We start from the raw sequence: 24,559 nt of genomic DNA, 5'->3' as shown, positions 1-24,559 counted from the left end.
CGACCTCATGGCCGCCTCATAGACTTGATTACAGATTCTGCGTTACGAACGAGAGCATCTGGTCGGCGGTGGAGATCACCTTGGAGTTCATCTCGTAAGCGCGCTGAGTGGTGATCATGTTGACCATCTCTTCAACGGTGCTGACGTTGGAAGTTTCCAGGGTGTTCTGCAGCGTGGTACCGAAACCGTTCAGGCCCGGAGTACCGACTTGCGGCGCGCCGGAAGCAGCGGTTTCCAGGAACAGGTTGTTGCCCACCGCTTGCAGACCGGCCGGGTTGATGAAGTCGGCGGTTTGCAGGTTGCCGATCACTTGGGACGCCGGGTTGCCGGCAACGGTGATCGATACGGTACCGTCACGGCCGACGGTGAAAGTCTGGGCATCGTTCGGAATGACGATGGCTGGTTCCAGAGCAAAACCGCTGGCGTTGACGACCTGGCCATTGGAATCAAGGTGGAAAGTACCGTCACGGGTGTAGGACGTGGTGCCGTCCGGCTGCAGAATCTGGAAAAAACCGCGACCGTCAACGGCCAGGTCCAGCGGCTGCTCGGTGGTTTGCAGGCTGCCGGCAGTGAAGTTTTTCTGCGTGCCGACAATGCGCACACCAGTACCCACTTGCAGACCCGACGGCAGTTCGCTGTCCTGGGTCGACTGGGCGCCTGGCTGACGCTTGATCTGATACAACAAGTCCTGGAACTCGGCACGATCACGCTTGAAACCCGTGGTCGAGACGTTAGCCAGGTTGTTGGAAATGGTGGTCAGGTTAGTGTCCTGGGCGGACAGACCGGTTTTGGCAACCCATAGAGCCGGAAGCATTCGATTCTCCTCGTGCGCCTGTTTTACGGCGCGACGTTCTGATAATTAGCTGATCTGCAAGACCCGAGCCATGGCCTGGTCGTCGTCTTTGGCGGTGTTCATCATCTTGACGTGCAACTCGAACTGCTTGGCCAAGGCCAGCACCGAAGTCATTTCTTCCACGGCATTGACGTTGCTCGACTCCAGGAAACCCGACACCAGTTTGACGTTGGCATCGATCGGCGCAGGCTGGCCGTCCTTGGTGTAGATCGAGCCGTCGAGGCCCTTGTTCATGTTCTTGATGTCCGGGTTGACCAGTTTGATCCGGTCGACTTCCGCCATGACGCGCGGGCCTTCACCCATCGCACGAATACTGATCGTGCCGTCTTCGCCGACTTCGATCTGCTGCTCGGGTGGCACGGCGATCGGACCGCCATTGCCCATCACCGGCATGCCGTTGCCGGCACGCAGGACGCCGAGGGCGTCGACATTCAGGCTGCCGGTACGCACGTAGCTCTCGCCGCCGTTTGGATTTTGCACGGCGATCCAGCCATTGCCGGTCACGGCGACGTCGAGATCACGGCCGGTCTGCACCAGCGAGCCTGGCGTGAAATCTGTGGCGGGCCGTTCGCTCAGGGCAAACGCGCGCGCCGGAAAGCTGTCACCGAACACCGGCATCGAACGCGCCTGCTCCAGGTCGCGCTGAAAACCGTTGGTGGAGATGTTCGCCAGGTTGTTGGCATGAGCCTTTTGCGCCAGTGCGTTCTGGCTGGCGCCGGTCATTGCCACATAAAGGTACTTGTCCACACTCTTTCCTCTGCATGCCGGACGTTTGCCGCCCACCGCTGTACTGCTGAGCCATAAGCAATTTGCAGACCAACTTTTTTCTGGCGGCTCGCAGCCCGGCAAACAAAGGACTTGAGGGGTATTGCGGGGAATCGGGAAATGTATCGAAGTCGAAAAACCGGCGGTGTTATGCCGCTTCGCGGCAAAGAATCAAAAGATCGCAGCGTGCCGCAGCTCCTACATTTGAAATGCGTACTCCTGTAGGAGCTGCCGAAGGCTGCGATCCTTTGATCTTAAGCTTCGCTATCTTTGCCAACCTCATATTCGCGCAGTTTGTTGGCAATCGTGGTGTGTGAAACCCCCAGCCGCTTACCCAACTGCCGACTGCTCGGATGCTCGGAATAGAGCCGTTCCAGCACCGCTTTCTCAAACCGCCCGACAATCTCGTCCAGCCCACCCTCAAGCGAAAAATCGCCAAGCGGCTGACGCACGCCATAATCCGGCAGACGAATATGCTCGGACTTGACCGTGCCGCCATCACACAGCGACACCGCCTGAAACAGCACGTTCTCCAACTGCCGCACATTGCCCGGCCAGTGGTAATGACTGAGCCGATCCATTGCCGCCGGCGCCAGTTTTGGTAGCGAACAGCCGATCTGTCGACTGGCCTGATCAAGAAAGTGCTCGACCAGCGGCGTCAAACCGTCGAGGCATTCGCGCAGGGGTGGAATGTGCAGCGAAAGCACGTTCAAGCGATGGTACAAATCCTGGCGAAATTCACCGCGAGCGCACAACTCAGACAAGTCCACCTGGGTCGCGCAGATCACCCGCACATCCAGATAAACCTCTTCATCGCTGCCGACGCGACGGAAACAGCCGTCCTGTAAGAAGCGCAGCAATTTCACCTGCAAGCGCGGGCTCATTTCGCCGACGCCATCGAGAAACAGCGTGCCGCCCGCCGTCAACTCCAGCAGACCGAGCTTGCCTTCAGCGCGTGCGCCTTCGAAAGCACCGGGGCCATAGCCGAACAGCTCGGTCTCGGCCATCGACTCCGGCAGGCCGGCGCAGTTGAGCGCCATCAGCGGCGATTGTCCGCGCGGACTGGCGAGGTGACAGGCGCGTGCCAGCAACTCCTTGCCGGTGCCGGTTTCGCCTTCTATCAATAGAGGCGCATCGAGGGGCGCCATGCGACGCGCCTCGCGCACCACCGCCGCCATGACTTTCGAGCTTTGAAAGATGCTGTCGAAACCGCGCAACTCCTGCTTGCGCACGTTATAGATGCGCTCGCCGACACGGTCGGCGCGATGCAAGGTCAGTACTGCGCCGGCCATGGCTTCGCTGTCGTCGTGCTCAGATTGCAGCGGGGCGATGTCGGCAAGAAAGACGTCACCCTTGACCTTGACCCGCATGCCATTGATTCGCGATTTATTGGCGCGCACCAACTCCGGCAAGTCGAAATCCTCGGCGTAGCGCGACAGCGGAATCCCCGGCACCTCATCGACGCGCACACCCAGCAACTGCGCCGCCGCACGGTTGGCGGCGACGATCGAACCGCCCATGTCGATCGACAGCACCGGAAACTCCAGCGCGCCGAGCAACGCGTTCAATTCCATATGCCGACGCTCGCTGGGCATCAGCCCTACCCGCTTGACGCCGAACACCCCAGCAATCGCTTCGAACTTCGGGCGCAACGCCTGAAACTGGATGTTGATCAAGTTCGGGCAATGCAGATAGATCGCGTTGCCATGCTCACCACCAACCTCGCCGCGCGCGACGTTGATCCCGTACGCCACCAACAGGTTGAGAATGTCGCGCAGAATGCCGATGCGGTTCTGGCAGTGGACTTTGATGCGCATAAAAATCGTCCGAATAAACGATGAAGAACCTGTAGGAGCGAGCCTGCTCGCGATAGCGGTTTATCAGGCTGCACTGAGGTGAATGACACACCGCTATCGCAGGCTCACTCCTACAGGGGGACCGCGCCAGACTTTTCTGTCGAGGCGCGCAGATAGTTGTCAAGATTATGTGACAGCTACCGTCCTTTTCAAACCCGAGAATTACCGTAAACGCTAGATATGCGTCAAAGCGTAACGATTACTTTACGAATTTAAGAGAAATTTCCTACGCACAGGCGATTCGAGCTGCTGCACATCACCGCGCTCTCGGGTAATTCTGAGTCCATCGCTGGACATAACAAGAACGAATTCCCCTAGCAGGAGAGCAGTATGAAGCAGACGCAATACGTGGCCCGCGAGCCCGATGCGCAAGGTTTTATCGACTACCCCGCCGAAGAACACGCGGTGTGGAACACGCTGATCACCCGCCAGTTGAAAGTGATCGAAGGGCGTGCGTGCCAGGAGTACCTGGACGGTATCGAAAAACTCGGTCTGCCCCACGACCGCATTCCGCAACTGGGCGAGATCAACAAGGTACTCGGCGAGACTACCGGTTGGCAGGTCGCGCGCGTTCCGGCACTGATTCCGTTCCAGACTTTCTTTGAATTGCTCGCCAGCAAGCAGTTTCCGGTCGCCACCTTCATTCGAACCCGCGAAGAACTGGACTACCTGCAAGAGCCGGACATTTTCCATGAGATCTTTGGCCACTGCCCGCTGCTGACCAACCCGTGGTTCGCCGAGTTCACCCACACCTACGGCAAACTCGGCTTGCAGGCCACCAAGGAAGAACGTGTGTACCTGGCGCGCCTGTACTGGATGACCATCGAATTCGGCCTGGTCGACACCCCGCAAGGCAAACGCATTTACGGCGGCGGCATCCTCTCCTCACCGAAAGAAACTGTTTATTGCCTGTCGGACGAGCCGGAGCATCAGACCTTCGATCCGCTGGAAGCCATGCGCACGCCGTACCGCATCGACATCCTGCAACCGCTGTACTTTGTCCTGCCGAACCTCAAGCGTCTGTTCGACGTTGCTCATGAAGACATCATGGCCATGGTCAAGCAGGGCATGCAGTTGGGTTTGCACGCACCGAAATTTCCGCCAAAACCGAAAGCCGCGTGATCCGCGACTTTTGCTGACAATTGAGTCTGTCAGTCGTCGCGGCTTTGGTTTAGCGTGACGGCATTGACGGCCCGATAGCTTCTATAAAAAAAACACACTCGATTTCAGGAATCACACCATGTCCACTTTGAATCAAGCCCACTGCGAAGCCTGCCGCGCCGATGCGCCACAAGTCAGCGACGAAGAACTGCCGATCCTGATCAAGCAGATCCCTGACTGGAACATCGAAGTTCGCGACAGCATCATGCAGCTGGAAAAAGTCTTCCTGTTCAAGAATTTCAAACACGCGCTGGCGTTCACCAACGCCGTCGGCGAAATCTCCGAGGCCGAAGGCCACCACCCGGGCCTGCTGACCGAGTGGGGCAAAGTGACCGTGACCTGGTGGAGCCACTCGATCAAAGGCTTGCACCGCAACGACTTCATCATGGCCGCGCGCACTGACGAAGTGGCCAAGACCGCAGAAGGACGCAAGTAATGCACTTCGACGCCATCGGCCGGGTGCCCGGCGACCCGATCCTCGGATTGATGGAGGCTTATGCGCAGGATTCCAATCCGCGCAAATTCGACCTCGGCGTTGGCGTCTACAAGGATGCCCAGGGCCTGACACCCATCCCGGAGGCAGTGAAAATCGCCGAAGCGCGGCTGGTCGAGAGCCAGGACACCAAAACCTACATCGGTGGCCACGGCAACCCGCTGTTCGGCAAAGTCATCAATGAGCTGGTGCTCGGTGCCGACTCGAAACTGATCGCCGAACAGCGCGCCGGCGCCACCCAGACCCCGGGTGGCACCGGTGCCCTGCGTCTGGCTGCCGACTTCATCGCCCAATGCCTGCCAGGCAAAGGCGTGTGGTTGAGCAACCCGACCTGGCCGATCCACGAAACCATTTTCGCCACGGCTGGCGTCAAGGTCAGTCACTACCCTTACGTGGGCAGTGACAACCGTCTCGACGTCGACGCCATGCTCGCCGTACTCAACGAAGTGCCGAAAGGTGATGTGGTGTTGCTGCACGCGTGCTGCCACAACCCGACCGGTTTCGATCTGAGCCACGACGACTGGCAGCGCGTGCTGGACGTGGTGCGCCGTCGCGACCTGCTGCCACTGATCGACTTTGCCTACCAAGGCTTTGGCGACGGCCTGGAGCAGGATGCGTGGTCGACCCGCTTGTTCGCCGCGCAAGTGCCGGAGTTGCTGATCACCAGTTCCTGCTCGAAGAACTTCGGCCTGTATCGCGACCGTACCGGTGCGCTGATCGTCTGCGCGAAGACCGCCGACAAGCTCATCGACATCCGCAGCCAACTGGCCAACATCGCCCGCAACCTGTGGTCGACACCGCCAGATCATGGTGCAGCAGTGGTCGCAACCATCCTTGCCGACCCGGAACTGAAAAGCCGCTGGGCCGACGAGGTGGAAGCCATGCGCTTGCGCATCGCGCAGCTGCGTAGTGGTTTGGTGGAAGCGCTGGAGCCGCATGGTCTGCGCGAGCGTTTTGCGCACATTGGCGTGCAGCGCGGGATGTTTTCTTACACCGGCTTGTCGCCGGAGCAAGTGAAGCAACTGCGCGAGCATCACAGCGTGTACATGGTCAGCTCGGGCCGGGCGAATGTCGCCGGTATCGACGCCACGCGCCTCGCCCTGCTGGCCGACGCCATCGCCAACGTCTGCAAATAACACCGCAATACCCCTGTAGGAGCTGCCGAAGGCTGCGATCTTTTGATCTTGTTTTAAAAGCAGGATCAAAAGATCGCAGCCTCCGGCAGCTCCTACATTTGTTTCGGCGACCTGCCTCCCTGCGGCCATTTGTCGCAATAATTCGAATTAAAAGTCTGATTGTCATTTTTCCTGCTGTATCCTGCGCAGGCTTTCTAAAAGCGCGGATCTACCAGATCTATCAACAGACTTAGCGAGGAGCGCAACCATGCACGAGATTCCTAATCTCCCCTTCCCAAGCCTGCACGTACCTGAGCAGACGACCACGCAACAAGCCGGTGCGGGGCAGCCCGAACCGAAAGAAGCCGTTGAGGGCCGCCCGGCCGACAGCGAAGAGTAAAACCCGCCGTACAGACCGTGTGGAAAGCGCTAACATGCGCTTTCCACACTGCCTGAACCCCGAGCCCGCCATGACCGACGAATTCTCCGAAAGCCAAGCTGCCGTCCTGATCGGCGCCACCGAGAAAATGATCGAGATCTGGAGCCGGCTCTCCCCAGAGAAACAAGCGGCCCTGCTCGCCCGTTTTGGCAGCGAAGAAAACGCCCTCGCCGCACTGGTCACCACGCAACTGGTTGCCCCCGCCAAACCCTGAAACTGCCGCCCGGCAAATAGTTTTACTTTTCCCCGCCCCAGAGCCGTTCGCGTCGGTATCATAAGCAGCCTATCTAATCTGCTGCTCCCGTGGACCTTTACCCATGTCGTTCTCCAAGTCAGAGCCCCAGCGCCCCCTGGCGGTCACGCTGCAAGTCGTTTCCATCGTCCTCTTCACCTTCATCGGCTACCTGAACATCGGCATTCCGCTCGCTGTATTGCCGGGCTATGTCCACAGCGATCTGGGTTTCGGCGCGGTAATCGCCGGCCTGGTGATCAGCGTGCAATACCTCGCGACCCTGCTCAGCCGTCCGTACGCCGGCAAGATCATCGACAACCAGGGCAGCAAACGCGCGGTGATGATTGGCCTGGCCGGGTGCGGCTTGAGCGGTGTGTTCATGCTGATTTCGGCGTGGACACCGAGCATGCCGATGCTCAGTTTGATCAGTCTGTTGATCGGTCGACTGGTGCTGGGCAGCGCGGAAAGCCTCGTCGGCTCCGGCTCGATCGGCTGGGGCATCGGCCGAGTCGGTGCAGCGAACACCGCCAAAGTGATTTCCTGGAACGGTATCGCCAGTTATGGCGCACTGGCGGTCGGCGCACCGTTTGGCGTGTGGCTGGTCAGCCAGTTGGGATTGTGGAGCATGGGCGTCAGCATCATCCTGCTCGCCGCGTTGGGCCTGTTGCTCGCCTGGCCAAAAACCCCGGCACCGATTGTCGCCGGCGAGCGTCTGCCGTTCATGCATGTGCTCGGTAAAGTGTTTCCCCACGGCTGCGGCCTGGCGCTGGGCTCGATCGGTTTCGGCACCATTGCCACCTTCATCACCCTGTATTACGCGACCCAGCATTGGGACAACGCCGTGCTGTGCCTGAGCCTGTTCGGCGCCAGTTTCATCGGTGCGCGACTGCTGTTCGGCAACCTGATCAACCGCCTCGGCGGCTTTCGCGTAGCGATTGCCTGTCTGTCGGTGGAAACCCTTGGTCTGCTGCTGTTGTGGCTGGCGCCGGACGCGCATTGGGCGCTGGCCGGTGCGGCGCTGAGCGGGTTTGGTTTCTCGCTGGTGTTCCCGGCGCTGGGTGTGGAGGCGGTGAATCTGGTGCCGGCCTCCAGTCGCGGCGCAGCCGTTGGCGCTTACTCGCTGTTCATCGACTTGTCGCTGGGGATCACCGGACCACTGGCCGGGGCAATTGCTGCCGGATTCGGCTTCGCCTCGATCTTCCTCTTCGCCGCCCTCGCCTCGCTAAGCGGATTGGCGCTGAGCGTTTATCTGTACAAGCACACCGCAAAATACCGCGAAGACTAGAAATCCACCTTGCCACGCCCGGCCTTGATACTGCCGCGCTTGGTTTTCGATTCGAGACGGCGCTTCTTCGAGCCGAGGGTCGGCTTGGTAGGGCGGCGTTTCTTCTCGACTTTGGTCGCGCTGAGGATCAGCTCGACCAGACGCTCCAGCGCATCGGCGCGGTTGGCTTCCTGCGTGCGGTATTGCTGGGCCTTGATGATCAACACGCCATCGCTGGTGATGCGACTGTCGCGCAGCGCCAGCAGCCGCTCCTTGTAGAACTCGGGCAACGACGAGGCCGGAATGTCGAAGCGCAAGTGCATGGCGCTGGAGACCTTGTTGACGTTCTGCCCTCCGGCGCCTTGTGCGCGGATGGCGGTCAGTTCGATCTCGGCATCCGGCAGATGCACGTTGTTGGAAATCACCAGCATGGAAAAGCGTCCGTAATCAGAGCGCACAGGATACCGCGATTAGCCGAAAAGCGACCTGTGGCCTGCAGGGGCAACTTCCCGCGCACTTATATCGAGTGTCATTTCGAGTTACCATTCTGACCTTTGAATTTACCCGTTTAATGCAGGAAGCAGACTTATGAGCAACAAGGCAGTTATCGTTTTCAGTGGTGGCCAGGACTCTACGACCTGCCTGATCCATGCGCTGACCCACTACGATGAAGTGCACTGCATTACCTTTGATTATGGCCAGCGTCACCACGCGGAAATTGAAGTTGCGCAGCAACTTTGCAAACAGCTTGGCGTGACCGTACACAAGGTAATGGATGTTTCGCTGCTCAATGAACTGGCGATCAGCAGCCTGACCCGCGACAACATTCCCGTGCCGACGGTCAACAGCTCTGGAGAAAGCCTGCCGAGCACTTTCGTACCGGGAAGAAACATTCTGTTTTTGACCCTCGCGTCTATCTATGCGTATCAGGTTCAAGCCAGAACAGTTATTACCGGGGTTTGCGAAACCGACTTCTCGGGTTACCCGGATTGCCGGGATGAGTTCGTCAAGGCATTGAACAACGCGCTTGAACTGGGCATGGATTACAAGTTACGCCTGGAAACACCACTGATGTGGCTGAACAAAGCGGAAACCTGGGCCCTGGCTGATTACCACAATCAACTGAACTTGATTCGCCATCAGACCCTGACTTGCTACAACGGTATCGCCGGCAGTGGTTGCGCCAATTGCGACGCGTGCAACCTTCGCGCAAAAGGACTCAACGAGTTCCTGGATAACAAAGAGCAGGTGACCAACAGTTTGAAATTGAAACTAAAACTAAGTTAAGGCACAAAAAACGCTCGCCTGGATACCCAAGCGAGCGTTTCTGCTATTCAATCAAGCCTGACTCCCCGTCAGGTACTTCTTGAACAATGACCGCGCACCATAGGCGGGCATGATATTAAAGAAAGCAAAACCCACTTTGATCGCGATCTGCACATAGATCATGCTCAAAATCGCGCTGTTCTCCATCGTTCCATAGAATGCGATGTAGCAGAACAGAAAGCTGTCGATGATCACCGCAAACAACGTACTCAAGAACACGCGCAAGAACAGGAATCTGGAGTTAGTCAGTTCCTTGATCTTGCACAACAGATATGAATTTATGTTTTCGGACACCAGAAACGAAATCGAAGACGCTACCAGAACAGAAGACAACTGACTGATCACGTCATTGTAAGGTCCATCAAGCTTCCACCCCGGCAGCCCCGGCAAATGCGTGGTAATCGCCAATAGAATGATAATCGCCGCATTGCTGATGAACGCAAAGAGAATCGCTCTGCGTGCCAGCCGCAGACCAAAGGTCTCGTTCAACAGGTCAACGATCAGAAAGGTCAGCGGATAAAGAAAAGTTCCCGGGGTCACGACAATGTCAAAGTAATCCAGGTAGATCGGTTTTGTCGCCGCAATACTGGTGAAGATATACAGCGTAAACAGCATCAGGTTCAGGATGATGTAGATCATCCAGGAACTCTCATGACGGTCATTTATTTCATAGGCGGTTAGCGCACCACCCTGGGAGTAAAACTTCTTGTAGAGGTTTTTCACTTCGATTTTATTCAGATTATCCATAATCTCACTATTCAACACTTCACTCAGTTTTATTTTAATTATCTTGCCCGTCGCAATGACCATGATAACGGCCAGGCTTTTTCCATTTTCGAACCCCAGCAATTTGTACTTGCTGTTTTCCATTTCAACACTGCAGTCCATTAAATCGTTCCTCGATTACATCTCCGATCACGCATACACGATCCGCATCAAAGCTGCCTTCATGGCTTATAGATAACTTCGCTGTGATTTTGTCATATACCAGTTTTTCCCTGTGGCTGGTTGAGGCTCCTTTCTGCACGATCAACAGTTCACCGGGTTCATGCAGACCGCTGATTTCGTTTTCCAGCAGCACACCAATCAGGTTAAAAGAAGCGCCAAAATAGTAAGTCAGTGGATAAATCGTGGCCAACTCGCCAATTCTTTTGTCCAGACTTTGCAGCAGCATACTTTCCTTGATGACAGGCACCGCCGCCGGATTCATATTCCCCTGTGGCGAAATACTGCTTTCGATTATTTCCTTTTCTTCAAAATCAATTGTCTCTATTTCTTCATAAGACACGCCGAAGAAATCAGAAATCTTGCGCACAGTGGACTGTTGTACATTGACCACTTTGCCTTCAAGAATGTTGTAGATGGTCGTGCGGGTCAAACCACTGGAGTGACACAAGGACAACTGCGTCTCCCCGCGACTCTTTATCAGGTACTTGATGTTGTTCTTCAGATTCTCCGATCTTTCTCTTCTATGCATCACATGCTTATCATCCATTTTTAACTGCAATCAATGTCACGTCCCGAATGATCATTCCGGACATACAAGTGAGGTAGGAAATTGCAGTTATATCCCTGTCAGTGCCGCGCCGGATCATAGCATTCTCCCTCCCTGGGTTCGGTATAAAAAGTCAGCTTTCACAGGCTGCTTCCGCCAACGTGCGGGGTCATTTCAGCCTCCGTACCGACTCGTCAGTTCCTGCCGACTTCCACCAAAGGCCTGAAAATCGGCTCCGGGCAATGCCTGTTTTACACCCGACGCGACTACAAAAAGAATCATTTTCTTTGAAGAATGTTCATTTTTTTGATTAATTCTGTGGCGTTCCTCACTGAAAAATTTATGATGCGTCAACCCCGCGTCTCATTCTCGAAAGTGAAAGAACAAAAAAAACGGGGGGCCTGGACAGGGTTTAGTTTTGCGCGCACAGCGGTCAAAACACGGATTCGCCTGTACAGATCTGGCAAGCAAGGACATGCGCAAATCACGCAAAACCAAGGAAGGAATCAAGCAATGGCAGTCATTACTGAACCGCTCAAGAACCAGGCTGACTTGCTGCGACGCGGCCTTGCAGATCTGCGCGCAGAAGACGCCGAACTGGCGGCAATTCTCGACGCAGAAGTCACGCGTCAACAGCACACGCTTTCACTGGTCTCGTCCTCCTGCGCAGTTCAGCCGCGAACCTTGGCGGCCTCCGCTTCCGTGCTGGTCAACGTGACCGCAGAAGGCATGTCCGGCAAGCGTCACAGCGCTGGGTGCGAGAATGTCGAGCTGGTCGAATCGCTGGCCATCCGCCGGGCGCGAGAACTGTTCGGCGCACAATACGCCAACGTGCAGCCACACTCAGCGTCGAACGCCGTTTACCAGGTGCTCACAGCCTTACTCGAGCCCGGCGACACCTTGCTGGGCATGGCGGTGGAACACGGCGGTCATCTGACTCATGGCAGCCTCGCCGCGTTTTCCGGCGCCTACTACAAGGCGATCCAGTACGGCACGACATCCGACGGTGTTATTGATTACGACAAGGTGCGCCTGCTGGCACTCGCCCATCGCCCACGCGTCATCCTCTGCGGCGCCACCGCCTATTCACGCGTCGTGGACTTCCAGCGGTTTCGTGAAATTGCCGATGAAGCCGGGGCCATCCTGCTCGCCGACATTTCGCATATCGCCGGGCTGGTCGCCACCGTGCGCCATCCAGGTCCGATCGATGCCGCCCACGTCACGGTCACCTGCACGCACAAGCAACTCGCCGGGCCTCGGGGTGGCTTGATCCTCAGCGGTGCTGATGCGAACACCAAGATTCCCGGTTTGCGCACGACTTTCAGTCGTTTGCTGGATCAAGCCGTTTACCCGCGAATGCAGGGCGCGCCCGCCGCCAACATGATCGCAGCAAAGGCTGCCGCGCTGGGTTACGCCATGTCGGCAGAATTCGATGCCTGCATGGCGCAGATCCGCAGTACTGCGGATGAAATGGCCAAAGCGTTTCAGGCCAAGGACTATGAGGTGGTCGGCGGCTGCAGTGAAAACCATACGGTGCTGGTTCGCTTGCATGGCGGCATTACCGGCGCCATTGCGGAAGCGGCGCTGGGGCACTGCGGGATCATCGTCAACCGACATCGCGTACCCGCCGACCCCCGCTCCTCACTTGTTACCAGCGGGCTGCGTATCGGCACGGGGGCGCTAGCACAACGCCGGGTCGATGTCCTCGGCAGCCGCCAGATCGTCGATCTGATAGTCCGGATTCTGAACACGGTGGCGCCGCTCGGCGAACAAGACTACACACTGGAACCCCTGCTCCTCGCGCAGTTTCGTTCAGAGGTCGAAACCTTGTGCAGGGACTATCCTGTCGCCGACTATCAATAGCGCCCCAACATTTACACCCATAAAAAACCCGGCGCTCAGGCCGGGTTTTGTGTTTCTGCGTCAACGCTTACTTGGCAGCACCTGCCGCGTGCACGGCCTGCTGCGCACCGCGCTTGTTCTTGATCAGGTAGCAGACCCACATGAACACGACCCACACCGGAATCGCATACACCGAGATCTGAATCCCCGGGATCAGCAGCATCACACCCAGGATGAAGGCGACGAATGCCAGGCAGACGTAGTTGCCGTACGGATACCACAGCGCCTTGAACAGCGGCGTCTGCTGGGTCTTGTTCATGTGCTGGCGGAACTTGAAGTGCGAGAAGCTGATCATCGCCCAGTTGATCACCAGGGTCGCCACTACCAGCGACATCAGTAACTCCAGCGCGTGTTGCGGGATCAGATAGTTAAGCAGCACCGCCACCAGCGTCACCGCCGCCGAAGCGAGGATCGAACGCACCGGCACGCCGCGCTTGTCGATCTTCGCCAGACCTTTCGGCGCGTCACCCTGCTCGGCCATACCCAGCAACATGCGGCTGTTGCAGTAGGTGCCGCTGTTGTACACCGACAGGGCTGCGGTCAGCACCACGAAATTGAGGATGTGTGCGGCGGTGTTGCTGCCGAGCATCGAGAACACTTGCACGAACGGGCTGCCGCTGTACGAATCGCCGGACGCGTTGAGGGTTTCCAGCAGGCTGTCCCACGGGGTCAGCGACAGCAGGATAACCAAGGCGCCGATGTAGAAAATAAGGATCCGGTAGATCACCTGGTTGATCGCTTTCGGGATCACGGTTTTCGGTTTGTCGGCTTCAGCGGCAGTAAAACCGAGCATTTCCAGGCCGCCGAAGGAGAACATGATGATCGCCATGGCCATCACCAGTCCGCTGACGCCATTGGGGAAGAACCCGCCGTGGGACCACAGGTTGCTGACCGAAGCTTGCGGGCCGCCATGGCCGCTGACCAGCAGGTAGCTGCCCAGGGCAATCATGCCGACGATCGCCACGACCTTGATGATCGCGAACCAGAATTCGGCTTCACCGAAGACTTTGACGTTGGCCAGGTTGATCGCATTGATCAGCACGAAGAATGCAGCAGCGGAAACCCAGGTAGGGATGTCAGGCGCCCAGTAATGAATGTATTTGCCGACGGCTGTCAGCTCGGACATGCCCACCAGAATGTACAGAATCCAGCAGTTCCAGCCCGACAGAAAGCCGGCGAAGCCGCCCCAGTACTTGTGCGCAAAATGACTGAAGGAACCGGCCACCGGCTCTTCGACAATCATTTCGCCGAGCTGGCGCATGATCATGAAGGCGATGAAGCCGCAGATGGCGTAGCCGAGGATCATCGACGGACCAGCGGATTTCAGCACCCCGGCCGAGCCGAGGAACAATCCGGTACCGATCGCGCCACCGAGGGCGATCAGTTGAATATGGCGATTTTTCAGGCCGCGTTTCAGCTCGCCTGATTGCGAGGGTTGTCCACTCATGAAAAAGGTCTCACGCAAGGTTTGATGATGTTCAGTAGACGTTGCTGCAAGGTTGCGATTTCAAGCAGCCCCGATCAAACCCCAGCGCAGGCACCAGGAGTTCAGCTTTTTTACAACGGTCATGCGTCACCTGTTTGTTTTTATCTGTGACGAAATCGAACCCGACACGCTTGTGGCGCGGCGGAGTGAACAAGGCGGATAGCCTTGAGATTTGCGCGATTACGCAGAGGGTCACAGTTAAAACGCGGCGCATTGTACACCGCTAACCCCCTGCTGCCAGACTCCGCTGGATCAGCGTGTTGGTTGCCGGGATTGCGTGTGTCCGCCTCGAGACGCTCGAGCGGCTGCAAAAATTGAGTCAGACCTTTGCAGGTCATCGACGCGGACGAGGGGAAAACCGTCCCACGGTGAGAGGTGAAGATCAGTCACGGCGTTCATTGCGCCTCCTTCTTGTTATGCACCTGCACGACAGGCATGGGGCGCATCTCACCCTTCCAGCACTGCTGAAACAAGCGTGCCAGAGCCTTGCGCAGCTACCGGAGGGGCGTGCTTCGGCAGCTTTTCCTTACACGCTCGGCACAGGTTGTCGTTCATTGGGTTTTCGCGTGGTTTTCGTAAATATTTCTTTACGAGGCGTAACGTGAAATTTCCATTTCAGAATCCTCTGTCAGACGTCTGCACATTGGCGGTGGTTTGCGCTGGATGACAATCCGCTGGCTGATGGGCGTTTTGTTTCCAGGCGCGCGGAAATACTTTTGCCAGACGAAAAAAAACGCCAACCCTGAGGTTGGCGTTTTTTCATTCAGTCACTAAATCCGATCACTCAGGCTTCTTGCGACCGAACCCCGGACGCTGGCCAGAACCGGCCGGTGCGCCACGGCGATTGCCCGACGGCTTGTCACCGTCAACAAGCTTGATGCCCGGACGCTTCGGCGCCGGTTTGGCCGGACGCTTGTTGGTGGTGTCAGCAGGTCGATCCGCTACCGGTGTACCGCGACCGGCAGGTGCACGGCCTTCGCTACGCTCGGTACGGCCGCGTGGAGCGCGCTCGCCATCCGGACGCGCGGCAGGCTTGCGACCCGGACGCTCACCTTCGATCTGCGGCTCGCGGCCTGGACGAGGGCCGGTCGGCGCGCCAGCGGCTGGACGCAGGGTACGCACGCGCTCGGTCTTGGCCATCGGCCGCGACGATTTGCGCTGCATGCGCTCAAGCTTGTCTTTGCTCTTGGCATTCAGTTGCGGCATCGCTACCGGCGTCAGACCCACTTCAGCACTGAGGATGTCGACTTCGTACTGGCTCATTTCGCGCCAGCGGCCCATCGGCAGGTCGGAGTTGAGGAACACCGGACCGAAACGCACGCGCTTCAGACGGCTGACAACGAGACCTTGCGACTCCCACAGACGACGAACCTCACGGTTACGACCTTCCATGACCACGCAGTGATACCAGTGGTTGAAACCTTCGCCGCCCGGTGCCTGCTTGATGTCGGTGAACTTGGCCGGACCGTCTTCCAGCACGACGCCGGCCTTCAGACGCTCGATCATTTCGTCATCGACTTCACCGCGTACACGCACGGCGTATTCACGGTCCATCTCGTAGGACGGGTGCATCAGGCGGTTGGCCAGTTCACCGTCGGTGGTGAACATCAACAGACCAGTGGTGTTGATGTCGAGGCGACCGATGTTGATCCAGCGTCCTTCTTTCGGACGCGGCAGCTTGTCGAACACGGTCGGACGGCCTTCCGGGTCGTCACGGGTGCAGATCTCGCCATCGGGTTTGTTGTACATGATCACGCGGCGTACCGATTCGGCAGCCTCTTCACGCTTGATCACCTTGCCATCAATGGTGATGGCGTCGTGCATGTCGACGCGCAGGCCGAGGGTGGCGTCTTTGCCATTGACCTTGATGCGGCCCTGGCTGATCCAGGCTTCTACGTCGCGGCGCGAGCCGACGCCGATACGGGCGAGGACTTTCTGCAGTTTTTCGCCTGCTGGGCCGATTTCCTGGTCGTCTTTCTGATTGATGTCACTCATCTGGGCACCTCCCGGTGTGTTCTGTTCAGGCGGCGCCTGAAGCATTGAAAACTGTTTGCTTTGCCGAAGGGATCGGCGAAGGGTCGCGAATCATACGCGGATGTGGACCATCGCGCATCAGAGACTAGCTGATCGATCGACAGTTATTTCTTTTTCCGCCGACCGGCGCCGCCAAGCTTGATCAGGCGCAGCGCGGCTTCGGCCAGCACGATGCGCTTGTCGTCCTTGTCGAGTTTCTTCCAGGCCTTGATTTCGCGCTTGCTGCGGCCGCAGCCGAGGCAGATGTCGTCGGTGAATTTGCAGAGGCTGATGCAGGGGTCTTTGGTGGAACTCATGGGGTCTCCCTTGAAGATCAAAAGATCGCAGCCTTCGGCAGTTCCTACAGGGGCCATGTGCACAGTCAATCCTGTGAGAGCTGCCGCAGGCTGCGATCTTTTCGGCGCGCCTCAGTCCTCGAACTCGCGACGTTCGGCTTCGATGGCTTCGGCCAACGCGCGGGCTTCGGCTTCTTCTTCGCTCAATTCGGGTTCCGGTGCAGACTGTTCCAGGGCGGCGACGGCGGCGAGAAGTTTTTCCCGGGCCTCGGCAACTCCAAGACTGTCCTCTTCAGGTTCGGTTTCAGGCTCGGTCTCAGGTTCAATCTCAATGACTGCCTCGACAATTTCTACCTCAGGCTCGGTCGGCGGCGCGTCGCCATCGGCGCCATCACGCAGCAAATCGTCGAAGTCGGTCTTGATCCCCTCCTCCATGCTGTCCAGTTCCAGCAGCAAGGAATGGAAACTGGTTTCTTCCTTCTCCTCCTCCGGCTCGGCGCTGGCATCGGCCAGTTCTTGCAAGCCCTGCGGCACCGGAGCGTCGTCGAAATCGAGCACCGGGTCGGTTTCCATCTCGCGCAATTCGGCCAGCGGCGGCAGGTCTTCGAGGTTTTTCAGGTTGAAGTGATCGAGAAACATCTTGGTGGTGGCAAACATCGCCGGCTTGCCCGGTACGTCGCGGTAGCCGACGACGCGGATCCACTCACGTTCCAGCAAGGTTTTGACGATGTTGCTGTTCACCGCCACACCACGTACGTCTTCGATCTCGCCACGAGTAATCGGCTGGCGATAGGCGATCAGCGCAATGGTTTCGAGCAAGGCGCGGGAATAACGCTGCGGGCGTTCTTCCCACAAGCGGCCGACCCACGGCGAAAACTTCTCGCGGATCTGCAAGCGATAGCCCGACGAGACTTCCTTGAGCTCAAACGCGCGGCCCTCGCAGGACTTGCCCAGCAACGTCAGGGCTTTCTTGAAGACCGCAGGCTCGGGCCGCTCGCCTTCTTCGAACAGTTCAAACAGGCGCTCAAGGGATTGCGGCTTTCCCGAGGCCAACAGAAAGGCTTCAAGCAGGGATGCCAGCTCGCGGGGTTCAGTCAGGTTCATGTTTCGACTCGTTATTCGGCTCGGGCTCGCACGTGGATCGCGGCGAACGGCTCATTCTGCACCAGCTCGACCAAGGATTCCTTGACCAGTTCAAGGATCGCCATAAAGGTCACCACCACACCCAGCCGCCCTTCTTCGGCGGTGAACAGCTCGACGAACGGCACAAAACCGCCGCCCTTGAGCCGTTCCAGCACATCGCTCATGCGCTCGCGGGTGGACAGTGCCTCGCGGCTGACCTGGTGGCTTTCAAACATATCGCCACGGCGCAGCACTTCGGCCATGCACATCAAAATCTCTTCCAGCGCGACATCCGGCAACAACTTGCGCGCGCGGGCTTCCGGGGCGTCGAGCTTGGGCACGATCACATCGCGACCGACCCGGCTCAAACCGTCGATGCCTTCGGCAGCGGCCTTGAAGCGTTCGTATTCCTGCAAGCGGCGGATCAGCTCGGCGCGCGGGTCGTCTTCTTCGTCTTCGACGGTTTCGGCCCTTGGCAGAAGCATCCGCGATTTGATCTCGGCGAGCATCGCGGCCATCACCAGGTACTCGGCGGCCAGCTCCAGACGCACCGACTGCATCAACTCGACATAGCCCATGTACTGGCGGGTGATTTCCGCCACCGGGATGTCGAGGATGTTGATGTTCTGTTTGCGGATCAGGTACAGCAGCAGGTCGAGCGGGCCTTCGAAGGCTTCAAGGAAGACCTCGAGCGCATCCGGCGGTATGTACAGGTCAAGCGGCATTTCCATGACTGCCTGACCATAGACCATGGCAAACGGCAGTTCCTGCTGGGCGCCGGCCTGTGGATCGACAACGGTTTCTACTGCGGACATTCAGGCCTCGACCATGAACGGGGCTGGATCGCCGCAACCGACGCGGATCACTTCCGGATCGTCGCCGGTCAGGTCGATCACGGTGGAGGCCTTGATGCCGCCAAAACCGCCGTCGATGATCAAGTCCACTTGGTGTTCGAGCAACTGGCGCATTTCGTACGGATCGCTCAGTGGATCTTCGTCGCCGGGCATGATCAGGGTCACGCTCATCAGCGGCTCGCCGAGTTCGGCCAACAGCGCCAACGCAATCGGGTGGCTCGGCACGCGCAGGCCGATGGTGCGCTTCTTCGGATGCAGGAGCAGCCGCGGCACTTCACGTGTGGCATTGAGAATGAAGGTGTACGGCCCTGGCAGGTGAGCCTTGAGAATGCGGAAGGTGCCGGTGTCGATCTTGGCGTAGTTACCCAGTTGCGACAGATCGCTGCAGATCAGCGCGAAGTTGTGTTTTTCATCGAGCTGACGCAAGCGTCGAACGCGCTCAATGGCCGTCTTGTCGCCGATCTGGCAACCGATGGCGTAGGAAGAGTCCGTGGGATAAATCACCACCCCGCCCTTGCGAATGATCTCGACCGCCTGTTTGATCAGGCGCGCTTGCGGGTTTTCCGGATGAATCTGGAAAAATTGACTCACATTCTCTACCTGTTCAGACGGCGGCAATAACTGTGTCATGTTTGAACCGACACCACAGGGGTGGAAGGTCCTCGGGAACCGGCCGGTATTGGCCGATCTCGGACCAGCCTCCAGGGCCATGAAAATCACTGCCGGCGCTGACCAGCAGACCGAACTCACGGGCAAGGATTGCCAGGCTGCCCACCTGTTCCGCAGGCTGATGGCCATTGACCACTTCGATCGCATGCCCGCCCGCTTGAATATAGTCGGCAATCAGCTTTCGGCGCTTGCTGCGGGTGAAATCGTAGTGCCATGGATGCGCCAGACTGACCCAGGCGCCGGCGGCGCGCAGGGTACCGACAGTGTCTTCCAGCGTCGGCCAGTGCAGTTTGACGTCGCCCAGCTTGCCGGCGCCAAGCCATTTGCGGAATGCCTCGGCGCGATCCTTTACATAACCTTCACGCACCATCCAGTCGGCGAAATGCGGACGGGCCGGCGCGTTGCCGCTGTCGCCCAGTTCCTGCTGGACCTGCCGCGCGCCTTCAAGGGCGCCGGGCATGCCCTTGAGGGCGAGCTTGCGGCTTATTTCTTCCGACCGCAGCCAGCGGCCATCGTGCAATTTGGCGATCGCCTCGACCAACGGCGCGGCATTGACGTCGAAACCGTAGCCAAGCACGTGAATGGTCGCCCCACCCCAGGTGCAGGACAATTCGACGCCATTGACCAGTTGCATGCCCAACTCGTTGGCAGCAGCGCGCGCTTCGGCGAGGCCTTCGAGGGTGTCATGGTCGGTCAGGGCAAGGACTCGCACGCCGTTCTCGAACGCACGCGCAACCAGAACCGCAGGCGCCAGGGCGCCATCGGAGGCCGTGCTATGGCAGTGCAAATCAACATTCACGGGGAGTTGTAACCTCAAATCAGCCGGCGCTATCGCGCGCCCATATGTTTGTTATTATGCCGCCACATCCAGCTTCTGGCTCTCACTGTGAAACAATTCATCGATTTCATCCCGCTTCTGCTGTTTTTCATCGTTTACAAACTTGATCCACGGGTCGTCGACATTGCGGGCCATGAAGTCACTGTAGGCGGTATTTACAGCGCCACCGCGATGCTGATCATCAGCTCTCTGGCGGTGTACGGCGCGCTTTTCATCAAACAGCGCAAGCTGGAAAAGAGCCAATGGCTGACCCTGATCGCCTGTCTCGTGTTCGGCAGCCTGACACTGGCCTTCCACAGCGAGACCTTCCTGAAATGGAAAGCACCGGTGGTCAACTGGTTGTTCGCTGTCGCCTTCATCGGCAGCCACTTCATTGGTGATCGCCTGTTGATCAAACGCATCATGGGCCATGCGCTGACCCTGCCGGATCCGGTCTGGACGCGCCTGAACATCGCCTGGATCGCCTTTTTCCTGTTCTGCGGGGCCGCCAACCTGTTCGTCGCGTTCACCTTCCAGAGCATCTGGGTGGACTTCAAGGTGTTCGGCAGCCTGGGCATGACCGTGCTGTTCCTGGTCGCACAGGGGATTTACCTGTCCCGTCACCTGCACGACACCGATACCACAACACCAAAAACCGAGGACTGACATGCTCTACGCAATCATTGCCACTGACGTCGCCAACTCTCTGGAAGCTCGCCTGGCCGCGCGCCCTGCGCATCTGGAACGCCTGCAAGTGCTCAAGGGCGAAGGCCGCATCGTCCTGGCCGGCCCCCACCCGGCCGTCGACAGCAATGATCCGGGCGCAGCGGGTTTCACCGGCAGCCTGATCGTCGCCGAATTCGATTCCCTTAGCGCCGCGCAAGCCTGGGCCGATGCCGATCCTTACATCGCTGCCGGCGTCTACGCCAATGTGATCGTCAAGCCGTTCAAGCAAGTCCTGCCGTAACTTTCCCTCGCCAATGTCCCCACGTGATGAACCTTGTCGGTTCATCGCGTTCTCAATCGCTCATTATTCTCGTTTGCCTGCCGACAACCTGCCCAATATCCATTTGGAAGCAGGTGTCGCGATGCGCAAGGGTCCGTTGTGTCTGATGTTGGTCACGTTGTCGATCATGGCGCCCGCCCATGGTGAGGAAGCCACCGAAAGCGGCAGCTCCACGCCATTGTCATTGAGTGCCGGCAGCCAGATTACCGAGCTGCAACAGCGTCTCAAGGCCAGTGAGCAGCAACGGGAAGAATTGAACAAACAACTGCAAAATGCCGACAACACCCGCGAGAGCGCCCAGCTCGCCCGGTTGCGCCAAGAGAACCAGCGCCTCAAGCTGCAACTCAAGGAAGCCCAGGCCAGCCCGCTGCCGCGCCTGCTGACCGATCAGCAGCAGTGGTTCGTCACCGGCGCCGGGGTAGCGCTATTGGCGCTGCTCTGCGGTATCTTTGCCAGTGGTGCAAGCCGAAAACGTCGGCAATGGCTAAATTGAGTGAGTCATGAGCGAGCTGTTACTTATTGATGATGACGTGGAGCTGTGTGAGCTCCTGAGCAGTTGGTTGAGCCAGGAAGGCTTCCAGGTGCGCGCCTGCCACGACGGTCAGAGCGCCCGCAAGGCCTTGGCCGAAACCGCTCCGGCGGCAGTGGTGCTGGACGTGATGCTGCCCGATGGCAGTGGTCTGGAACTGCTCAAACAATTGCGCAACGATCACGCCGATCTGCCGGTGCTGATGCTATCCGCCCGTGGCGAGCCGCTGGACCGCATCCTCGGTCTGGAACTGGGCGCCGACGATTATCTGGCCAAACCCTGCGACCCGCGTGAACTGACTGCTCGCTTGCGCGCCGTGTTGCGCCGCAGCCATCCGGCCGCCGTGTCGACGCAGTTGGAACTGGGTGACCTGAGCTTCAGTCCGGTGCGCGGCGTGGTCAGCATCGACGAGAAAGAACTGACCCTCACCGTCTCTGAGAGTCGCTTGCTTGAAGCGTTGCTCAAGCAGCCCGGCGAGCCGCTGGACAAACAGGAACTGGCGCAACTGGCCCTGGGCCGCAAGTTGACCCTGTACGACCGCAGTCTCGACATGCACGTCAGCAACCTGCGCAAAAAGATCGGCCCACACCCCGACGGCCGCCCACGAATCGTTGCGCTGCGTAGCCGTGGTTACTACTACAGCCTGTAATCCTGCACGGCCTCCTGCATTGGGATGACGAAAAATCGCCCCCCTGCAGGAGCTGCCCGAGCCTTCGGCAGCTCCTACATTGGGTTGCGAATCGATTTGCGTGATTGTTTGTCAGGTCGATGGCAACGCGTCTTTACCCAAGCTTTACGTAGCGCTGACCGCCGCTGACCTTGATCTCCGTAATCTGAACTCATCCGGAACGTACCGGGAACGAGACAAGGAGATACACCATGCGCAAGACTCTTATCGCTCTGATGTTCGCTGCCGCTCTGCCAACCGTCGCCATGGCCATGCCGCAAGACGGTGGCCCGATGGGTGGCCCGCTCGACGGCCCACGCCACGGCGGTCAGATGCACGGCATGCACGGCAAAGGCCCGTACAGCCAACTCGACCTGTCCCGCGAACAACGCGAGCAGATCCGCAAGATCATGGGCGAGCAGATGCACGAGCGTAAGCAAGTGGTCGACAAATATCTGGAAAAACTCTCGCCAGCCGATCAGAAAGCCATGAAGGACGAGATAGCGGCCAACCACAAGAAAGCCGAGTCCGATGTCCGCGCCCTGCTGAAACCGGATCAACAGAAGAAATTCGACGAGATCCAGAAGAAACAGGCCGAGCGTCGCGCAGAATGGGCCGAATTCAAGGCCTGGAAAGCGCAACAGGCGCAAAAGGCGCAATAATGTTCTGACCCGGACCCGACGGTTAACGCCGTCGGGTTTCTTACTTTAGATCGAATGTGGGAGCGAGCCTGCTCGCGATAGCGATGTGTCAGCCAACGTATGCATGTCTGACACACCGCTATCGCGAGCAGGCTCGCTCCTGCAGGGGTTTAGTTTGTTCTGAGGATTTTTTGTGCGTTCATTGTTCTGGCGTATTCTCGCGAGCTTCTGGCTGGCCATCGCATTGGTGGCTGGCCTTTCCATTCTGCTAGGGCACATGCTCAACCAGGACGCGTGGATCCTCAGCCGCCATCCGGGCCTCAACACCCTGGCCGCCGAGTGGACGCAGACCTACGAAGCCCAAGGCGAAGAAGCCGCCCAGAACATCCTCGAACAACGCAAACGCCAATACCACATCGACGTTCAAGTCCTCAACGAAACTGGCGACCCAGTGGTGCGCGGCACCTTCCCCCGTCGCGCAGCCGCCTTCGAAGCCCGGCAGAACAACGATGACCGCCGCTTGCCATGGCGCCGTCTGACTGACGAATTCACCAGTAACAAAACCGGTGACACCTACCTGTTCATCTACCGCATCCCGCACCCGGAACTCGATTCCTGGCACCGCGAAAGCCTGCTCTGGCCATTGAGTGCGCTGGGTATCGCGCTGGTGGTGCTGACCCTGTTCAGCCTGTTGGTGACCTTCTCGATCACCCGCCCGCTCAGCCGTTTGCGCGGCGCGGTGCATGATCTGGGGCAGACCACCTATCAACAGAACAGCCTGGCAAAACTGGCCAATCGTCGTGATGAATTCGGCGTCCTGGCCACTGACTTCAACCGCATGGGCGCACGCCTGCAAAGCCTGATTGGCAGTCAGCGGCAACTGCTGCGCGATGTGTCCCACGAATTGCGCTCACCGTTGGCACGGCTGCGGATTGCCTTGGCGCTGGCCGAACGCGCCAATCCTGAAGAGCGCGAGAAGCTCTGGCCACGGTTGACTCGTGAATGTGATCGGCTGGAAGCGCTGATCAGTGAAATTCTGGTATTGGCGCGAGTCGATGCCGACAACGCCAGTGCAGAAGACGTAGATTTGAATGCGTTGCTGGGCACTTTGCAAAAGGACGCGCTACTAAGCTCGCCGGAGCAAGACGTGCGGCTGGACGTCGAGCCGCAACTGAATCTCAAGGGTTGGCCGACCATGATCGAGCGCGCTGTCGATAACCTGCTGCGCAATGCCCAGCGTTTCAATCCTGAGGGTCGGGCGATTGAAATGCAGGCTTCGCGGGAGGGCGAGCGGATCGTGATCAGTGTGCGTGACCATGGGCCGGGTGTGCAGGCCGAGCATTTGAGTCAGTTAGGCGAGCCGTTCTATCGGGCGCCGGGGCAAACGGCGGCGGGACATGGCCTGGGATTGGCGATTGCCAAGCGGGCGGCGGAGCGCCATGGCGGCAGTTTGACGTTGGCCAATCATCCGCAGGGTGGATTTGTTGCGAGTCTCGAATTACCGCTAATACCTGGAGCTATCGTTCAACCCTAGGCATAACCTGTAGGAGTGAGCCTG

General features: G+C 58.5%; 27 protein-coding genes. 14 read left to right on the top strand and 13 right to left on the bottom strand.

Going from position 1 to position 24,559, the window contains the following annotated elements:
• Positions 1 to 28 precede the first annotated feature (28 nt).
• From flgG to PSH79_RS07730, 3 genes are all read right to left on the bottom strand, one after another.
• Positions 29 to 814: a flagellar basal-body rod protein FlgG gene (flgG, locus tag PSH79_RS07740; RefSeq protein WP_187677348.1), complete on the bottom strand. Its 786-nt coding sequence runs from the start codon at positions 812 to 814 to the stop codon at positions 29 to 31.
• A 45-nt stretch (positions 815 to 859) separates the two neighbouring features.
• Positions 860 to 1,600 (bottom strand): flagellar basal body rod protein FlgF, encoded by a 741-nt coding sequence (locus tag PSH79_RS07735; RefSeq protein ID WP_187677347.1) that lies wholly within the window; start codon positions 1,598 to 1,600, stop codon positions 860 to 862.
• Between the two features lie 272 nt (positions 1,601 to 1,872).
• Positions 1,873 to 3,435 carry a sigma-54-dependent transcriptional regulator gene (locus tag PSH79_RS07730; protein WP_305442008.1) on the bottom strand — a complete coding sequence of 521 codons (1,563 nt, stop codon included), beginning with the start codon at positions 3,433 to 3,435 and terminating at the stop codon, positions 1,873 to 1,875.
• 369 nt (positions 3,436 to 3,804) lie between these two features.
• Here PSH79_RS07730 and phhA point away from each other — a divergent pair, with 369 nt between their 5' ends.
• From phhA to PSH79_RS07700, 6 genes are all read left to right on the top strand, one after another.
• Complete coding sequence (gene phhA / locus PSH79_RS07725; RefSeq protein WP_305442006.1) at positions 3,805 to 4,596, top strand: phenylalanine 4-monooxygenase; 792 nt, start codon at positions 3,805 to 3,807, stop codon at positions 4,594 to 4,596.
• Between the two features lie 118 nt (positions 4,597 to 4,714).
• The gene (locus PSH79_RS07720) at positions 4,715 to 5,071 is read left to right on the top strand and encodes a 4a-hydroxytetrahydrobiopterin dehydratase (RefSeq protein ID WP_003222798.1); all 357 of its coding nucleotides are present in this window, start codon (positions 4,715 to 4,717) and stop codon (positions 5,069 to 5,071) included.
• Positions 5,071 to 6,264 (top strand): amino acid aminotransferase, encoded by a 1,194-nt coding sequence (locus PSH79_RS07715; RefSeq protein WP_305442005.1) that lies wholly within the window; start codon positions 5,071 to 5,073, stop codon positions 6,262 to 6,264. The genes PSH79_RS07720 and PSH79_RS07715 overlap by 1 nt, the downstream gene beginning before the upstream one ends.
• Positions 6,265 to 6,511: 247 nt before the next feature.
• Complete coding sequence (locus PSH79_RS07710) at positions 6,512 to 6,643, top strand: hypothetical protein (protein ID WP_305442003.1); 132 nt, start codon at positions 6,512 to 6,514, stop codon at positions 6,641 to 6,643.
• A 34-nt stretch (positions 6,644 to 6,677) separates the two neighbouring features.
• Positions 6,678 to 6,896: a hypothetical protein gene (locus PSH79_RS07705; protein ID WP_259697581.1), complete on the top strand. Its 219-nt coding sequence runs from the start codon at positions 6,678 to 6,680 to the stop codon at positions 6,894 to 6,896.
• 103 nt (positions 6,897 to 6,999) lie between these two features.
• Positions 7,000 to 8,199, top strand: a complete 1,200-nt coding sequence (locus PSH79_RS07700) for an MFS transporter (RefSeq protein WP_305442002.1) — start codon at positions 7,000 to 7,002, stop codon at positions 8,197 to 8,199.
• On the opposite strand, the gene arfB is transcribed toward PSH79_RS07700, so the two are convergent.
• On the bottom strand, positions 8,196 to 8,609 hold the full coding sequence (gene arfB, locus PSH79_RS07695; protein ID WP_007920134.1) for an alternative ribosome rescue aminoacyl-tRNA hydrolase ArfB: 414 nt from the start codon (positions 8,607 to 8,609) through the stop codon (positions 8,196 to 8,198). The genes PSH79_RS07700 and arfB overlap by 4 nt on opposite strands.
• Before the next feature lie 157 nt (positions 8,610 to 8,766).
• Here arfB and queC point away from each other — a divergent pair, with 157 nt between their 5' ends.
• A complete protein-coding gene (gene queC, locus PSH79_RS07690; protein ID WP_305442000.1) occupies positions 8,767 to 9,465 on the top strand; it encodes a 7-cyano-7-deazaguanine synthase QueC in 699 nt (232 codons plus the stop codon).
• Between the two features lie 51 nt (positions 9,466 to 9,516).
• Here queC and PSH79_RS07685 read toward each other — a convergent pair whose 3' ends face one another.
• Positions 9,517 to 10,392, bottom strand: coding sequence for a queuosine precursor transporter (locus PSH79_RS07685; protein WP_305441999.1), 876 nt, complete (start codon positions 10,390 to 10,392; stop codon positions 9,517 to 9,519).
• Positions 10,376 to 10,981 (bottom strand): helix-turn-helix transcriptional regulator, encoded by a 606-nt coding sequence (locus tag PSH79_RS07680; RefSeq protein ID WP_305443890.1) that lies wholly within the window; start codon positions 10,979 to 10,981, stop codon positions 10,376 to 10,378. Before PSH79_RS07680 ends, PSH79_RS07685 begins: the two co-directional genes overlap by 17 nt.
• Before the next feature lie 531 nt (positions 10,982 to 11,512).
• Between PSH79_RS07680 and glyA the strand changes: the two genes are divergently transcribed.
• Positions 11,513 to 12,862, top strand: a complete 1,350-nt coding sequence (glyA, locus tag PSH79_RS07675; protein WP_305441998.1) for a serine hydroxymethyltransferase — start codon at positions 11,513 to 11,515, stop codon at positions 12,860 to 12,862.
• 67 nt (positions 12,863 to 12,929) lie between these two features.
• On the opposite strand, the gene PSH79_RS07670 is transcribed toward glyA, so the two are convergent.
• The 7 genes from PSH79_RS07670 to PSH79_RS07640 all read right to left on the bottom strand — a co-directional run bounded on the left by PSH79_RS07670 (position 12,930) and on the right by PSH79_RS07640 (position 20,140).
• Positions 12,930 to 14,348 (bottom strand): amino acid permease, encoded by a 1,419-nt coding sequence (locus PSH79_RS07670; protein WP_305441997.1) that lies wholly within the window; start codon positions 14,346 to 14,348, stop codon positions 12,930 to 12,932.
• 819 nt (positions 14,349 to 15,167) lie between these two features.
• Positions 15,168 to 16,382: a 23S rRNA pseudouridine(2605) synthase RluB gene (rluB, locus tag PSH79_RS07665; RefSeq protein ID WP_305441996.1), complete on the bottom strand. Its 1,215-nt coding sequence runs from the start codon at positions 16,380 to 16,382 to the stop codon at positions 15,168 to 15,170.
• Positions 16,383 to 16,525: 143 nt separating this feature from the next.
• Entirely contained in the window at positions 16,526 to 16,717 is a 192-nt protein-coding gene (locus PSH79_RS07660; protein ID WP_187677335.1) for a DUF1289 domain-containing protein, read from the bottom strand.
• A gap of 111 nt (positions 16,718 to 16,828) precedes the next feature.
• Positions 16,829 to 17,800, bottom strand: coding sequence for an SMC-Scp complex subunit ScpB (scpB, locus tag PSH79_RS07655; RefSeq protein WP_305441995.1), 972 nt, complete (start codon positions 17,798 to 17,800; stop codon positions 16,829 to 16,831).
• Between the two features lie 11 nt (positions 17,801 to 17,811).
• A complete protein-coding gene (locus tag PSH79_RS07650) occupies positions 17,812 to 18,633 on the bottom strand; it encodes a ScpA family protein (RefSeq protein ID WP_024012074.1) in 822 nt (273 codons plus the stop codon).
• Positions 18,634 to 19,263: an L-threonylcarbamoyladenylate synthase gene (locus tag PSH79_RS07645; RefSeq protein WP_007966016.1), complete on the bottom strand. Its 630-nt coding sequence runs from the start codon at positions 19,261 to 19,263 to the stop codon at positions 18,634 to 18,636.
• Positions 19,264 to 19,276: 13 nt separating this feature from the next.
• A complete protein-coding gene (locus tag PSH79_RS07640; protein ID WP_305441994.1) occupies positions 19,277 to 20,140 on the bottom strand; it encodes a PHP domain-containing protein in 864 nt (287 codons plus the stop codon).
• An 87-nt stretch (positions 20,141 to 20,227) separates the two neighbouring features.
• Here PSH79_RS07640 and PSH79_RS07635 point away from each other — a divergent pair, with 87 nt between their 5' ends.
• The 6 genes from PSH79_RS07635 to PSH79_RS07610 all read left to right on the top strand — a co-directional run bounded on the left by PSH79_RS07635 (position 20,228) and on the right by PSH79_RS07610 (position 24,535).
• Positions 20,228 to 20,824: a septation protein A gene (locus PSH79_RS07635; RefSeq protein ID WP_187677331.1), complete on the top strand. Its 597-nt coding sequence runs from the start codon at positions 20,228 to 20,230 to the stop codon at positions 20,822 to 20,824.
• A 1-nt stretch (position 20,825) separates the two neighbouring features.
• Positions 20,826 to 21,125, top strand: coding sequence for a YciI family protein (locus tag PSH79_RS07630; protein WP_007966019.1), 300 nt, complete (start codon positions 20,826 to 20,828; stop codon positions 21,123 to 21,125).
• A gap of 121 nt (positions 21,126 to 21,246) precedes the next feature.
• Positions 21,247 to 21,657, top strand: a complete 411-nt coding sequence (locus PSH79_RS07625; RefSeq protein ID WP_305441993.1) for a translation initiation factor 2 — start codon at positions 21,247 to 21,249, stop codon at positions 21,655 to 21,657.
• Between the two features lie 7 nt (positions 21,658 to 21,664).
• Positions 21,665 to 22,342, top strand: a complete 678-nt coding sequence (locus tag PSH79_RS07620) for a response regulator transcription factor (protein WP_187677328.1) — start codon at positions 21,665 to 21,667, stop codon at positions 22,340 to 22,342.
• Between the two features lie 230 nt (positions 22,343 to 22,572).
• Positions 22,573 to 23,022: a Spy/CpxP family protein refolding chaperone gene (locus PSH79_RS07615; protein WP_305441992.1), complete on the top strand. Its 450-nt coding sequence runs from the start codon at positions 22,573 to 22,575 to the stop codon at positions 23,020 to 23,022.
• Between the two features lie 172 nt (positions 23,023 to 23,194).
• Complete coding sequence (locus PSH79_RS07610) at positions 23,195 to 24,535, top strand: cell wall metabolism sensor histidine kinase WalK (RefSeq protein WP_305441991.1); 1,341 nt, start codon at positions 23,195 to 23,197, stop codon at positions 24,533 to 24,535.
• Positions 24,536 to 24,559: the final 24 nt, after the last annotated feature.

The sequence above is a fragment of the Pseudomonas sp. FP2196 genome, from assembly GCF_030687715.1.
Lineage (GTDB): Bacteria > Pseudomonadota > Gammaproteobacteria > Pseudomonadales > Pseudomonadaceae > Aquipseudomonas.
Note: the sequence above shows the minus strand (reverse complement) of the source record. Positions and strands in the feature narration are given on the sequence as shown.